Raw genomic sequence first — 14,214 nt, 5'->3', positions numbered from 1 at the left:
CTGCTTATTTTTTTATTCATTCATACATTGTTGATTTACTTTTTAGCAGCCTCTAATGCTTGAGTGTTCAACTTAACATATTCTTGATTGTCAGAAGCTTTAGCGATTGCAAGTCCTTCTTCAGCAGCTTTAATTGCTCCGGCTTTATCTCCTGCTTTAGCCAATACTAAAGATTTCCAGTATTTGATGTGTGGAGCTTTTGTGTTTCCTTTATCAGCTTCTTTCATCCATTCCACTGTTTTTTTAAGATCCAGGTCATTACCGAAATAATACATTGCAGCTTGGAAGTAAGGTTTTTTATCGCCTTTCATTGCCTCGTCAATGCTTGCAAGGATTTCAGCTTTCTGATCTACAGCAACATTGAAGGCAACTTTTGTTTTTTCCCAGCTTAAGGATAAGTCCACAGATTGCTCATGAACATTATCAAACTCAATAGTAAAAGTTTCTACAGGAGTTTCCAATGATTTAGGTTTTACCTTTACTCTCAAAACGTCATCCGCTTTGTCATAGGTATAAGCACCCCATTGTTTAGCGTTGTTATTGAAAATAATAGTCCACTCTTCTTTTCCAGGGATGGTAAATAATGCATAGGTTCCGGCTGCAAGTTTTTGGCCTTCGATCATTACTTCGGATTGAAAAGTAATGTTGGTCGCATTGTTTGCACCCGTACGCCAAATTTGATCATAAGGAACTAGGTCTCCAAAGATGGTTCTTCCTTTTGCACTTGGACGTTGATACACGACGCTGATCTGTTCTATTCCTAAATCCTGAAGGATAAATTGTGTACTACTTGGTTGCGGTAACTTTAATTGAGCCTCAGCTTGAGAAGAAGTCAATACTAGCCCTGCCGCAACAAGGATACTTAATGCTAATTTTTTCATAATCATTTTAATAGAATATCCGAAGATAAGAAACTCCCCTAAATAAACAATGGAGTTAGATAACTAACTCCATTGTTAAGCAAAATATTAAGCTTGTGTTTTTTTCCTAACCTTATGCCCAGAAATAGCATAATAAAGGATATACAAATAACATGGTAATGCTATCCAATAAGCTTGATGCGCACCTATCTCATGAGACAATGCTCCATATAATAATGGAATAACTGCACCACCCGCAATACCCATTACTAGAATACCAGATGCAGCACTCGTAAATTTACCTACACCTTTCAATGCTAAAGGCCAAATAGCAGGCCATACCAATGAATTAGCTAATCCTAAAAGACCAACTAAGGTTAAAGAAACCATTCCGTCGGTTACGGTAATTCCAATAGTCAGGATAATACCTAAGATAGCACAAAGCTTTAAAGCTGTTTCTTGAGAAAGATATTTTGGAATTGCAATAATCCCGATGATGTATCCAACTACCATTGATCCCATTGTAAATGAGGTAAAAAACTTCGCCGTTGTTAACGGAATACCTAAGAAAGTACCGTATGCAATAATGGTGTCACCAGCTAATACTTCAACTCCTACATAGGCAAATAATGCGATGAAGCCTAATAATACATGTGGAAAATCAAAGATACTTTGTTTAGATTCTGTTAGGTTATGGTGTGAAGCATCTTCTTCTTCGTCACCTTTAACTTCAGGAAGGTTAGATTTTGAAATCCAAAATGCCAAAATGATTAATACAACTACGATTCCAATATAAGGATTTACTACCTGAAGGGCGATTTTGTCTAATGCAATACTTGATTCCTCAGGAGTCATGTTTGCTAATTGACTTTTAACTTTATCTGCTTCATCTAATTTAAGGAAGAACCCTAAAATAATTGGAGCTAATGCACCTGCAAATTTATTACAGATACCCATAATACTGATTCTTCTTGCAGCTGTTTCAACCGGTCCTAAGATTGTGATATAAGGATTTGAAGCAGTTTGCAAAATTGCAAGTCCACCTCCCATGATGAATAGTCCTAATAAGAAAAGTATATATGTTCTCGAATATGCAGCTGGAATAAACAATAACGCACCTACGGCCATAATTCCGAGTGAAACTGCCATACCATTCTTGAATCCGAATTTATTCAGTACCCAAGTTGAGACAGGTGCCATCACCAAGTATGCAATGTAAAATGCAAAGGTTACGAAATAGGATTGAACCTCAGATAATTCACATGCTATACGTAGATATGGGATTAATAAGGAGTTTAACCAGGTCGCAAAACCAAAGATAAAAAACAAGGATCCGATGATGATCATTGGCCCTACGGTAGATTGATTATTTTGAGTTGTCATAAAGTTGATTTACGAATTAATAATAATGGTAGCTACAAGGCTAATAAAATAATTCGATATATAAAAGGAGAATTTAGCAGGCAATCGATTGCATTTGCCATAAAAAAAGGAGACATTACAAAGTAATGTCTCCTCAAAACCTAAACCGTATCATAAAACCATATAGATATGATACCTGTTCAACAGATGTTGTAACAATTTGTTTTAGATTTTCGGTTTTTTTATAACGGCGATGGTAAGTCTGGATATACACACCAATTGATTTCTTTCATTATGGATCTGAATGTCCCATACATGGGTCGTTTTGCCGATATGATAAGCTTTGCATGTTGCTCGAACGACACCTTTCGTGACTGGTCTTAAATGATTTGCGTTAATTTCAAGACCGACACCTGCCCATTCTTCTGAATCGACAACCATGTTAGAAGCAATACTGCCAACAGATTCTGCCAAAACACAAGATGCTCCGCCATGTAACAGACCGTAAGGCTGTTTTACCTTTTCGTTCACGGGCATTTCGGCGACTAACGTGTCGGGAGTAATTGAAACGGCCTTGATGTCCAAGAAGCCGGTCATATTTATTGCAAATAAACTGTTGATTTCCTCTAAGCTGTAATCTCTATACCACATTGTTGTTTAATTTTTGATCTTTAAGATAACGTGATTTTAAAAGAATAACATGGTGGTTCAAGTGGCCGGCAATGATATATAGAAATGCACGAACACTTATCAAACGGTCGGATGCCATTCCTTTTCGATTTAATTCCGTTTCATCAAAGGAGTTGAAAAGAAACATATTTGCTTTTCTTAGATGCTCGAATTCTTCCGCAATGTCAGCTAAACTTCTTTCGTTGTGCCTTCCATTTGCAACAAATTCATCTTGTTCGAAAGGAGAAAGAGCGGTCATATCATTTCTCGCAAATCGCAATGCCCGATAAGTCATGATACGCTCGGCATCCAGGATATGGCACAATACTTCTTTGATTGACCATTTATCTTCCGCATAGCGAAATGTTCCCAATTCTTCAGGGATACTAGCAATAAATTCAGGAAATGATTCAATTTGTTGGTTCAATTCTTCCATGACATCACCGGTTATGGTTTCGATGTAGTCATTGAAAATCGCTGGATATTCATCAGATTTGAGTGGGTTCATAGCGTAAATTACTTTTTAATACAATTCTAAATGTTGTACCTTTTCCTATTTCGGATTCTTTAACAAATATTTGACCTCTGTGATAGTATACCATTCGCTTCGTAAGACTAAGTCCTAATCCCCACCCCCGCTGTCTTGTGGTATAACCTGGTTGGAAAATGAGTTCCCAATTGGACCTTGGGATTCCTTTCCCGGTGTCACTAATGTCTATAAAAATTTCTTCTTTTGCAATGTTTTCGGAAATGTTAACGGTAATATTTCCCTCACCTTCGATTGCATTCACTGCATTTTTCAAGAGGTTTTCAATAATCCAGTCAAATACTTGAATGTTTAATTTTGCCTCTACTTGTTGGTCTCCTGTCAATTCAAAAGATATTCTCTTGCTGGTTCTTACTTTGAAGTAATTGACAAAATCTTCAACAACTTTATAGATAACATGGTTTGAAAGGGAAGGAGTTGAGCCAATTTTTGAGAATCGGTCTGCAACAATTTCAAGACGCTGGACATCGCGCTCCATTTCATCCAATAATGAGTTGTCTTTTCCTTGGTATGTTATTCTGGCGAGTTCTAGCCAGCCCATCATGGAAGAAATCGGCGTACCTAATTGATGGGCAGCTTCTTTGGCCATACCAACCCAAACAAGGTTTTGTTCGGAATCTCGAATGGAATTAAATACGGTGTAGGCAACGACCAGAAAGACAGCAATCAGCGACAATTGCAAATAAGGAAAGATCCGGAGTTGACTTAGGGCTTCCGAATCGTGGTAGTAGACTAGCCAATCTTCACCTGTATCTAAGGAAATACGAATTGGAGGATGAGATTTCTTCATCTTTTCCAGCTGTTTTTCAAAATATGGCGGGTCGTAGATTAAATGACTAACGGTATCTTGTGTTGATGGGTGGATATTTGTTTTGGTACTGTCGAGGTCACGCCAGAAAATGATATCTCCTGATTCTTTTGTAATAATTGCCGGTAAACTCAAGCTATCTCTAACGGCATAAATAAAGCTGATAAACTGGTCATCAACATCGGGCATCGACACAATGCTTTGTGTGCTCATCGCCCAGACCTCAGCTTTCGTACGTTCCGATTTAGAGAGGTTTTTTACTAAATAGTTCGTATAAAGCAGCGATGCTGCGGCTATTAAAGCTGCAAATAGGAACAGAAAAAACTTCCATTGCTGTTTATTGTACCGATAGGGATGTTGCTTCATAAATTATTAAGACAACCAAAATAATCATTTTCGGATTGCTACGAGAAAGAAAAGTAATAAATGCTTAATTTTGTGGTTATGAGTTCACAGAAAAAAGTAAGGGTTCGTTTTGCGCCAAGTCCTACAGGCGGATTACATTTGGGCGGCGTTCGTACCGCTTTGTTTAATTATCTTTTTGCAAAACACAATAACGGGGAGTTTATCCTTCGTATTGAAGATACAGACCAAACACGATTTGTACCAGGTGCTGAAGAATATATCATGGAATGTTTGGCATGGAGTGGATTAAATCCGGATGAGAGTCCGAACCAACCTGGGAATTATGGTCCTTATCGTCAAAGTGAAAGAAAACCATCTTACAGAAAATTTGCTGAGGAACTTGTGGAAAAAGGTTATGCTTATTATGCTTTTGATACTGCTGAGGAATTAGATGAACAACGCAAGATTCATCCTAACTTCAGGTATTCGCATGAGAACCGGATGGATTTAAGGAATTCACTTTCTTTAAGTAAAGAAGAGACCGATCGCTTATTAAGTGAAGGTGCTGCACATACAATTCGAATTAAAATGCCTGAAAACGAAACGGTTTCGTTTGATGATATGATCCGTGGACGGGTTAGTTTTGAAACTAACTTGGTAGATGATAAAGTTTTGTTGAAGGCAGATGGTATGCCAACTTACCATTTAGCGGTGGTCGTAGATGATCGTGCAATGGAGATCTCTCATATTTTTAGAGGCGAGGAATGGTTGCCATCAGCTCCTGTCCATATTTTATTATGGGAGTACCTTGGATGGAAGGATGAAATGCCAAATTGGGCTCACTTACCATTGATTTTGAAGCCTGACGGGAATGGAAAACTAAGTAAGCGTGATGGAGATCGATTAGGTTTTCCAGTTTATGCGATGAATTGGAAAGATCCAAAAACGGGAGATTTGACAACTGGATTCCGGGAAAGAGGATTTCTTCCTGAAGCATTTGTAAATATGTTGGCGCTTTTAGGATGGAATGATGGAACGGAACAGGAGATTTTTGATATGGAGGAATTGATTCAGAAATTTTCTGTTGATCGCATCAGTAAGGCAGGTGCTAAATTTGATTTTGAAAAAGCGAAATGGTATAATCAGGAATGGATTAAGCGTGCTCCAAACGCAGAATTATTGGCGGATGTGAAATTAGTATTGGAGAAACACGGGGTTAATCTTGTAAATTTCCCTGATGAATTTATAGAAACTATTCTTGATTTAGTGAAAGAAAGATTAACTTACATCGAAGATTTTTGGGAGCAGGCTTCATTCTTCTTTCAAAAACCTGAAACCTATGATATTGACGCTGTAAAACCGAAATGGAATGCTGATAAAACGACTTTCTTTAATGAAGTAGCTGATTTATTTGCTAATCAATCCGATTGGGAAGCTGCATCGCTTGAACCATTGTTTAAGAACAAGATTACTGATTCAGGAATGAAAATGGGAGAATTGATGATGCCATACAGGATTATGCTTGTTGGCGGGAAATTCGGCCCGGATGTTTTCAAGATTACGGAGGTTTTGGGTAAAGATGAAGTTATAGCACGTATTGAATTGGCCGTTCCAAAATTTCAGAATTAGATCAACATAAATCAAATTATATGAAACAATTAACTAAATTTTTTGTGGGATGTATGGCAGTTGCCTTAGTTATTTTTGCATCCTGCTCAACAAATGTACCAGCAACAAAAGGTGCTTCCAAAGCAAAAGGGCCATTTCCGGAAGAAAAATTAGGATGGAAATTAGGTTCACAAGCATATACTTTTAGGTTATTTACATTTGCAGAAGCTCTAGATAAAATCGCGAGCGCAAATCTGCGTTATGTAGAGGCTTTCCCTGGACAGCCAGTTGGAGCTGGAAGTTCAGAAAAAATGACTTATGAACTATCTCCTGAAGGAAGAAAATTAGTTAAGCAATTATTGAAAGATAGAGGGATTACCGTTCATGCTTATGGCGTTGTTGGTGCAAAGGACGAAGCTGAATGGGAGAAAGTATTCCAATTTGCAAAGGATTTAGGTATTGAGGTAATCAATGCCGAGCCTGCAGAGAACCAATTGGATTATTTGTCAAAGCTATGCGATAAATACAATATTAAAATGGCTATTCACAATCACCCAGAGCCATCACACTACTGGAATCCAGATGTTGTTTTAAAAGCATTGGAAGGAAGAAGCCAGAAGATGGGCGCAGCAGCAGATGTAGGTCACTGGATGAGATCGGGATTGAACCCTATCGAATGTCTTAAAAAATTAGAAGGTAGAATTTACCATATTCACTTTAAAGATTTGAATGCTTTTGGCGATAAGAAAGCTCATGACGTAATCTGGGGAACAGGTAAATTAGGTATGAAAGAAGTTCAGGCAGAATTGAAGCGTCAAAACTTTAAAGGGATGATCTCTGCAGAATATGAATATAACTGGGAAAATAGTTTGCCAGAAGTTACTGAAAGTGTTGTAAACTTCAGAGCGGCTTTATAATTATATTCAAATAAAATGATATTGGGTGGTAAGGAAACTTGCCACCTTTTTTAATATTTAATGTGCCATCTTTTTAGGACTTTTCTAGGAGATGGGATATCCTTCCAGATTTCAATACGGTATCGATCATTAGGGATATCTTTGCCTTCCACATAGACATTGGCAAGATTAAATGAGTAGACTCGTACTCTGTAATCTCCATTTTCCAAACAGATTGAATGGATAATATTACTTGTTGGGCAGTCCTGAATCTCAAGAATACCGGAATTAATGGTAATACTTGCTTCAACAATATGATCAGCATTTAAGTTTGGATTTGGATTGGAAGTCTCTAAAATTTCAAGTTCACCCAAAACAGTAGAGTAATCGTTTTCAACTGTAATTCCTAAAATACCATCTTCATAGGCTAATCGGTCATTTAATGCTTGATCACTCCAAAATTCTAGATCATCAGTCTCGCCAATTGTACCCTGGTCGACAATATAAAATTGGCTATACTGCGTGAAGAAATCTAAAACATAAATCATTTGCATATTTGGTTATTGTTTTACTAAAATATATAAATTTTAATTACTTGTATTAAATAATTGATAAAATTTATAAATGTTTTTATTCCGCTAGAGATAATAAATGTTAAAAAATGTAATAAATAATAATAATATATTCTTTTAATGACAATACAAGGTAAAAAAGATTTTATTAAAGTTAATACGGCTTTCCGTAATTGGAGACAATCATTTTGGATAAATAAATTGATTGGATAGTAAGAAGGCTAATTATTTTATTTAATAAGATTCTTAAGGAGGAGGTGCTATTGAATTTATTAATAGAGCGGGTTGTTAATTTAATGTTAAGAAATAGTAATGTATAGTAGGTTGTTTTTTAAGTATCCATCTCAGTATTAGTTTATTAATCAAAGCAAACAACTATAAAGCATTATTTTTGGATAGTCAATCTTTGCCATTCTTATTTTTATTTCTTTTAAAGAATGTAAAGTTAAAAAGACATTTTTAAGAAAATAAAGTGTAAGCGTTTGAAAGTAAAAAGATCAATTAAATAGCTCATTTATATCCTCTTTGCTCAAGGATTTCACAAAGCTTTCTTCTGTAGTAATTAAGGAGTTTGCTAAAGATTTTTTCATTCCCTGCAAGGCTAAAATCTTTTCCTCAATGGTGTCTTTAGCAATGAATTTGTAGATAAATACATTTTTTGTTTGTCCGATACGGTGACTACGGTCAATTGCTTGTTGTTCAACGGCAGGATTCCACCAAGGGTCAAGAATGAATACATAGTCTGCTTCGGTAAGGTTCAATCCAACACCCCCTGCTTTTATTGAAATCAAGAATACTTTGGTCTGATCGTTTTCTTTGAAATTTCGTACAGCAGAATCTCTATCCGTTGTTGCGCCATCAAGGTAAGAATAGCTAATTTTATTTTTTTCAAAATAGTCCTTAAAGATTTGAAGATGCCTTACAAATTGAGAGAAGATTAAAACTTTGTTTCCTTCTTTTAAAATGGAATGCATGGTTTCAATGGCAGCATCAAATTTTCCGGATCCATCTGTATATTGACTATCGATCATCGAGGGATGATTCGCAAGTTGCCTTAGTTTTGTGAGTCCCTGAAGTAGCGCAATCTGAGTAGCTTTTCCAGAAAAAGCCCCATCTAATAAAGCATTTCTATATTCAGATTTTACTGTTTCATAATATTCCGACTGCTCCTCAGTCATGCTGCAATAGAAGATTTGTTCTGATTTGGGCGGTAATTCAGTTGCGACTTGGGATTTTGTTCTGCGTAAGACAAAGGGTTTTATGATAGCTTGTAAACGGCGGGCTTTTTCTTCATCTTTCTTTTTTTCAATCGCCTGGACAAATTCTTTTTGGAAATAGGTGTAGTTGCCCAATAATCCCGGGTTCACAAAAGACATCTGTGACCAAATGTCTGCTACAGAGTTTTCAACTGGGGTTCCGCTCAATGCAAGTTTATTCTTCCCTTTTATGTGCTTGATTGCAGAAAAAGATTTCGATCTCGGGTTTTTGATGTTCTGGCTTTCATCAAGTATAATGTAGTTGAAATAGAATCCCGACAACAGTTCTTCGTCAATCCTGGCAACACCATAGGTCGTTATTACTAGGTCAAAGTGGCTGAATGCAAAGTTGTCTTTGCTTCTGTATGTTCCGGTATGAAGCAATACACGAAGTTTGGGTGTGAATTTCTCAGCTTCTTTCTGCCAATTGAAGATAAGGGAAGTTGGAACAATTAGTAAAGAGGTCTTTGGCTGATCAGTCCCTTTTGTGCTTTCTTTTTGATGTTGAAGTAATGCGAGGGTTTGAACTGTTTTTCCAAGGCCCATATCATCGGCCAATAATCCGCCGAATCTATATTCTTGAAGGAAATGAAACCAGTTATACCCGGCTTTTTGATAAGGTCTTAAAGATCCTTTAAAGCCTTTTGGGACACTGATGTCTGTGATTTCGTCAAACTCACCCAGCTTGTTGAGTTTTCTTTGCATGCTCACTTGGTTGTGCTCAGTGATGTCATTCAGTAATCCAATATGCGCTCTGTTCAAGCGTATTCCCTCTTTTTGGGAAGAAAACTGAAATAAATGCTCATATTGAGAAAACCATTCTTGGGGAATGATTGCAATTTCACCATTTGGTAGTTCAAACTCTTGGTTTCGATTTAAAATATGCTGTCTCAGATTTATAAATGGGATTTCATATTCCCCAAATCGAACAATTGCACTGATGTCAAACCAATCGTTTTTCTCACTTATTTCAATGCTAATGCTTGTTTTTCCGATCAGGAATTTTTTATCATTCTGAGTTTGGGTAATATGAAAGCCGGATTCTGTAAGTTCTGAGATGTGTTCATTGATCCATTCTACGCTAGAGGTTCTGTAGCCATTCAGGTTAATCTTTGGATGATATGATCCAAATAATGCATCTGCTTTTTCTAAACCAAAATCCTCTAAGGTTTTTGCCTTATTTTCTTCCCACTGAAGGGATCTCCGGATTCTAAAGAATTGATGCGCCTGTTTCTCCTTGTCATAGACATAGCGTACGGTGACAGGGTGCTGGGCTCCGGCAGGAAAACAATACTCCCCATATTGAAAGAAAAGTTGCAATTGAGCTTCCTGCTCAGGACTGTAGACTATTCTAAGTTGGGGAATTGCCTGTTCTCTATAGTTAATGATTTCAAGACCTTCCGCGTAAACATGATGCTTTTCAATCAATGAAGTAACAAAAGTTTCGAAATATTTCTTTTCTGTATTACGTGGAATTGAAATATATCGCTTATTCAGAAATGGTGTAAGTTTTTTGCCTTCAAGTTCCTCATCGAAGTGATACAGCACATTTTCCAATAATAACCAAGCTTGTTGATTGATGATGACCTCAGCATTTTTAAACATAAATTCCATGCGGTGGCCATCGTATTTCAATGTTGGGAAGTATCTTGTTTCGGATTCGTTTCTTCGGAAATGGAATAAAATACTGGTAGGTTGTTCAGCGATTTTTAGTTCTTGTTCCGCAGGATAGCCATCCTTGCTCATCAAAAACAATGGTTTGTCGCCGATATGGTTGAGGATATTGAGTAATCTGGATTCAATTTTCGGACGTATATGATCATAAATTTTTTGATCAAATATCTTGGCGAAATAATCAGCTGGTCTTACTGCTTTCTTATGAAAGCGTTTTATGAGCTGTGTTTGTTCTATTTCATCACAAAGACGTATTAGTTCGTAGTCTATTTCATCTAAAACATCTGAAAACTCATTTACCGTATTGCTAAAAACTCTTTTATAGGAAAGAGAATAGGATCCATTATTATTAAGATGTACAATATGCGGTTCAATAAGGTATCCTAAGTAGGGATGTTTCCCTAAAGAATAAACCAAACGATATGAAGTTATTGTCTCGACCTGCTGCATCCTATAGATTCTGCTAGAAAAAGCTACTAATATACGTGTATTAGGTCTTTTTCTCCAAAATTAAGGAGGTTAAATTATTATGAAATATTGATTTTTCCTTGAAATACTTGGATTGCTGGTCCAGAAAGGTAAACATTGCTGAATTGATTTCCGGTTTTATGGAATGAAATCATTAATTGACCTCCAATAACCCGGATAGGAATTTGAAAGTCTCCATCTTTAGCAGATTGAAGGGCTACACTCATTGCTGAAGCAACCGCTCCTGTGCCACAGGCATAGGTCTCATCTTCTACTCCCCGTTCGAAAGTTCGTACGAAATATCCTTCCCCTTCTTTTTCAATGAAATTGACGTTAATTCCTTTTTCTCCGTAAGTATCATTATTTCGAATGGCATAGCCGTCTTGATAAACATTTTTATGAGTTAGGTCTTCAACAAATTGTACGAAATGGGGAGAGCCTGTATTTAAGACATATGCATCAGCATCCATATGATACTCTGAAACGTCAATCATGCCAAGATTGACCGTATTTTCCTGAATAGTAGCATCATGCCTACCATCTACTGCCAAAAAGACAGTTTCATTTTCTATAACTCCCAAATCTCTAGCAAACGCGACTAGACAACGGCCCCCATTGCCACACATAGTGCCTTCTTTTCCATCTGCATTGAAGTAAATCATTTGGAAATCATAATTATTTGTATTTTGAAGGAGCATGAGTCCATCAGCTCCAATTCCAAATCTTCTATCGCATAGATTCTGGATTAAATGCTGGTTATTGGCATCAAAGGAAGCATTTCTGTTATCAATTAAGATAAAGTCATTGCCGGCACCTTGATATTTATAGAATTGAATTTCTTTAGACATTTTGTTGAGTTTCTGCTGTAAATTTAATATTCTTGTTACAATAAATCGAGATTTTGTTAAATCATGTTAAATGATTGACAATGCGACCATTTGTTAACATTATTTAACTGACAAAACTCTTTTGAGCCATTTGAATGGTATTACATTTGACTTAGCAAATATGAATTAAAAATAGATAGATTATTTATATATATGAAAAAGATAGGAGCAACATTATTAGCAGCCATCGTTGGAGGAGCCATAGCAGTGGGAGGGTTTAAGCTCTTTGAAAACAAACAGATGGACAACATGACGTTTGAAGAACGTCAAAAAGTATATTATGCAAACAATCCTGGAGAGGAGATTTTATCTTCAACAGGTAATCCGGACTTTACCCAAGCTGCTGCGGCAGTATCTCCTGGGGTGGTTCACATTCAAGTGACGATGGCTAGCCGAAGCTCCCGTGGTGATGGAGGTGGCGGTTCACCATTTGATATGTTCGAGGAGTTTTTTGGAGTACCACAACAACGTGGTCAAGCACGTCCTCAAACAGCATCAGGTTCAGGAGTGATTATCTCTCCTGATGGTTATATCGTTACTAACAACCACGTTGTAGAAGAAGCTGATAAAATCGAGGTCGTTTTAACCGATAAACGTAAGTATGAAGCAAAGGTTATCGGTAGAGACCCTAATTTCGATTTGGCATTGATCAAAGTGAATGCAACCAATTTGCCAATTGTAAAATTGGGCAACTCGGATAATGTTCAGATTGGTGAGTGGGTGTTAGCAGTAGGATACCCACTAGGATTGCAGTCTACCGTTACAGCGGGTATCATTAGTGCAAAAGGTCGTAGAATTGGTATTCTGGACGAACCTACACAAGGTCGTGGATATGGAAATATGGGCCAGCAAGAGCAGATGATCAGTAATGCAGTAGAGTCATTCTTACAAACTGATGCGGTAATCAATAGAGGTAACTCTGGTGGGGCATTGGTAAATGCACGTGGTGAACTGATTGGGATAAACTCAGCGATTGCATCGCCAACTGGAACTTATGCAGGATATGGATTTGCTATTCCAATCAACCTTGCAAAGAAAATTGTTGATGACTTTAAAGAGTTTGGTAGTGTTAAGCGTGGATACGTTGGTGTAACTTTCACAGAGATCAATGATGCATTGCGAGCTGAAAAAGGAATTGAAGATGTAAATGGTCTTTATGTTCGTGATGTGTTAAAAGGTGGAGCTGCAGAAGCTGCTGGAATTAAACCAGGTGATATCTTGACAAAAGTTGAAGGCAGAACCATTTATGGAACACCGGATCTACAAGAGTATGTGGCTAGATTACGCCCTGGGGATAAGGTGAAAATCACTTATAAGCGTGAAGGAAAAGAAAAAGACGTTTCATTAACCTTGAAAGGCGAAGAAACTAAACCGAAAGAAGCTGACGAAAAATCAAGTGCTTCAGCGACTGAAATCTTCAATAAATTAGGGGCTAGCTTCGTGCCGGCAACTGATGCTCGTAAGAAAGATTTGGGAATTAACTCAGGAGTAGTGGTTTCTCAAGTTCACAGAGGTGGTGTTTTTGAATACTTCGGAGTGGAAAGAGGATTAGTTATTACTGAAATTAATGGAAAACCTGTTAACAGTGTTGATGACGTAGAATCAGCATTAGGTAGTACGCGTAGAGATATTGTTCGTATTACCGGAGTTCCTGAAAAAGGAAGTACAGTACAGTTCAATGTTCCATTGAAATATTAATTCAAAAAATAAAAAGAGAGGGGTCGGAAATTTTTCGGCCCCTCTCTTTTTATTTCCTGAACCGACATGAGATAATGTCTTTCTTCTGATGTCTATCGTGTATAAATGTTATATTTGAAACCATGAAAATATTAATGGTGTGTTTGGGGAATATCTGTAGGTCTCCATTGGCTCATGGCATCATGGAACATATGGTTTCTGCGAAAGGTTTGGATTGGGAAATAGATTCTGCTGGAACGGGGGATTGGCATGTAGGACATGCCCCTGATAAAAGATCTGTTCAAGTTGCCCTTGATAGAGGAATTGATATTTCTCATCAACGTGCTCAATTATTTCACCGCTCCTTCTTTTCTGAGTATGATCGTATCTTAGTGATGGACCATCAAAACTATAAAGATGTTATTTCTATGGCATCAGATATGAAAGAAAAGAATAAAGTTTCTTTATTTTTAAACGATGATATAGTCCCTGATCCTTATTACGATTCCAATATGTTTGTGCCGGTTTATGACCTGATCGAAGCACGCTGTAAACAATTGATTGAGGAGTGGACCGAAAAGTAGA

General features: G+C 37.1%; 12 protein-coding genes. 4 read left to right on the top strand and 8 right to left on the bottom strand.

Annotated features, from left to right (window positions below; genetic code table 11):
* Nucleotides 1-35 precede the first annotated feature (35 nt).
* The 5 genes from E0Y80_RS05530 to E0Y80_RS05510 all read right to left on the bottom strand — a co-directional run bounded on the left by E0Y80_RS05530 (nucleotide 36) and on the right by E0Y80_RS05510 (nucleotide 4,612).
* Complete coding sequence (locus E0Y80_RS05530; RefSeq protein WP_156306473.1) at nucleotides 36-881, bottom strand: DUF2911 domain-containing protein; 846 nt, start codon at nucleotides 879-881, stop codon at nucleotides 36-38.
* Between the two features lie 87 nt (nucleotides 882-968).
* On the bottom strand, nucleotides 969-2,243 hold the full coding sequence (locus tag E0Y80_RS05525; RefSeq protein WP_156306471.1) for a sugar MFS transporter: 1,275 nt from the start codon (nucleotides 2,241-2,243) through the stop codon (nucleotides 969-971).
* A 204-nt stretch (nucleotides 2,244-2,447) separates the two neighbouring features.
* A complete protein-coding gene (locus E0Y80_RS05520; RefSeq protein ID WP_156306470.1) occupies nucleotides 2,448-2,873 on the bottom strand; it encodes a hotdog fold thioesterase in 426 nt (141 codons plus the stop codon).
* Nucleotides 2,863-3,399, bottom strand: coding sequence for a DinB family protein (locus E0Y80_RS05515; RefSeq protein WP_156306468.1), 537 nt, complete (start codon nucleotides 3,397-3,399; stop codon nucleotides 2,863-2,865). The genes E0Y80_RS05520 and E0Y80_RS05515 overlap by 11 nt, the downstream gene beginning before the upstream one ends.
* On the bottom strand, nucleotides 3,380-4,612 hold the full coding sequence (locus E0Y80_RS05510) for a sensor histidine kinase (RefSeq protein WP_156306466.1): 1,233 nt from the start codon (nucleotides 4,610-4,612) through the stop codon (nucleotides 3,380-3,382). Before E0Y80_RS05510 ends, E0Y80_RS05515 begins: the two co-directional genes overlap by 20 nt.
* Before the next feature lie 78 nt (nucleotides 4,613-4,690).
* On the opposite strand from E0Y80_RS05510, the gene gltX reads away from it, so the two are divergent.
* Together gltX and E0Y80_RS05500 are read left to right on the top strand one after the other, a co-directional pair.
* Entirely contained in the window at nucleotides 4,691-6,220 is a 1,530-nt protein-coding gene (gltX, locus tag E0Y80_RS05505; protein ID WP_156306464.1) for a glutamate--tRNA ligase, read from the top strand.
* Between the two features lie 20 nt (nucleotides 6,221-6,240).
* Nucleotides 6,241-7,116, top strand: a complete 876-nt coding sequence (locus E0Y80_RS05500) for a sugar phosphate isomerase/epimerase family protein (RefSeq protein WP_156306462.1) — start codon at nucleotides 6,241-6,243, stop codon at nucleotides 7,114-7,116.
* A 50-nt stretch (nucleotides 7,117-7,166) separates the two neighbouring features.
* Here the strand turns inward: E0Y80_RS05500 and E0Y80_RS05495 are convergent, their stop codons facing one another.
* The 3 genes from E0Y80_RS05495 to dapF form a co-directional block, all read right to left on the bottom strand.
* Nucleotides 7,167-7,643, bottom strand: a complete 477-nt coding sequence (locus E0Y80_RS05495) for a hypothetical protein (RefSeq protein WP_197091487.1) — start codon at nucleotides 7,641-7,643, stop codon at nucleotides 7,167-7,169.
* Nucleotides 7,644-8,164: 521 nt separating this feature from the next.
* Entirely contained in the window at nucleotides 8,165-11,047 is a 2,883-nt protein-coding gene (locus E0Y80_RS05490) for a DEAD/DEAH box helicase (RefSeq protein WP_156306458.1), read from the bottom strand.
* A 77-nt stretch (nucleotides 11,048-11,124) separates the two neighbouring features.
* The gene (gene dapF / locus E0Y80_RS05485) at nucleotides 11,125-11,913 is read right to left on the bottom strand and encodes a diaminopimelate epimerase (RefSeq protein ID WP_156306456.1); all 789 of its coding nucleotides are present in this window, start codon (nucleotides 11,911-11,913) and stop codon (nucleotides 11,125-11,127) included.
* 192 nt (nucleotides 11,914-12,105) lie between these two features.
* On the opposite strand from dapF, the gene E0Y80_RS05480 reads away from it, so the two are divergent.
* Both E0Y80_RS05480 and E0Y80_RS05475 read left to right on the top strand, forming a co-directional pair.
* Nucleotides 12,106-13,650, top strand: a complete 1,545-nt coding sequence (locus E0Y80_RS05480; RefSeq protein WP_156306454.1) for a Do family serine endopeptidase — start codon at nucleotides 12,106-12,108, stop codon at nucleotides 13,648-13,650.
* Between the two features lie 122 nt (nucleotides 13,651-13,772).
* A complete protein-coding gene (locus tag E0Y80_RS05475; protein ID WP_156306452.1) occupies nucleotides 13,773-14,213 on the top strand; it encodes a low molecular weight protein-tyrosine-phosphatase in 441 nt (146 codons plus the stop codon).
* Nucleotide 14,214: the final 1 nt, after the last annotated feature.

The organism is Sphingobacterium endophyticum (assembly GCF_009733535.1).
GTDB lineage: Bacteria > Bacteroidota > Bacteroidia > Sphingobacteriales > Sphingobacteriaceae > Sphingobacterium > Sphingobacterium endophyticum.
This window is presented reverse-complemented; position numbering and strand designations above follow the sequence as displayed.

Bases quoted from the DNA above. Each gene is read 5' to 3' on its own strand.
- E0Y80_RS05530 (WP_156306473.1), bottom strand. From the start codon at position 881: ATGAAAAAATTAGCATTAAGTATCCTTGTTGCGGCAGGGCTAGTATTG.
- E0Y80_RS05525 (WP_156306471.1), bottom strand. From the start codon at position 2,243: ATGACAACTCAAAATAATCAATCTACCGTAGGGCCAATGATCATCATC.
- E0Y80_RS05520 (WP_156306470.1), bottom strand. From the start codon at position 2,873: ATGTGGTATAGAGATTACAGCTTAGAGGAAATCAACAGTTTATTTGCA.
- E0Y80_RS05515 (WP_156306468.1), bottom strand. From the start codon at position 3,399: ATGAACCCACTCAAATCTGATGAATATCCAGCGATTTTCAATGACTAC.
- E0Y80_RS05510 (WP_156306466.1), bottom strand. From the start codon at position 4,612: ATGAAGCAACATCCCTATCGGTACAATAAACAGCAATGGAAGTTTTTT.
- gltX (WP_156306464.1), top strand. From the start codon at position 4,691: ATGAGTTCACAGAAAAAAGTAAGGGTTCGTTTTGCGCCAAGTCCTACA.
- E0Y80_RS05500 (WP_156306462.1), top strand. From the start codon at position 6,241: ATGAAACAATTAACTAAATTTTTTGTGGGATGTATGGCAGTTGCCTTA.
- E0Y80_RS05495 (WP_197091487.1), bottom strand. From the start codon at position 7,643: ATGATTTATGTTTTAGATTTCTTCACGCAGTATAGCCAATTTTATATT.
- E0Y80_RS05490 (WP_156306458.1), bottom strand. From the start codon at position 11,047: ATGCAGCAGGTCGAGACAATAACTTCATATCGTTTGGTTTATTCTTTA.
- dapF (WP_156306456.1), bottom strand. From the start codon at position 11,913: ATGTCTAAAGAAATTCAATTCTATAAATATCAAGGTGCCGGCAATGAC.
- E0Y80_RS05480 (WP_156306454.1), top strand. From the start codon at position 12,106: ATGAAAAAGATAGGAGCAACATTATTAGCAGCCATCGTTGGAGGAGCC.
- E0Y80_RS05475 (WP_156306452.1), top strand. From the start codon at position 13,773: ATGAAAATATTAATGGTGTGTTTGGGGAATATCTGTAGGTCTCCATTG.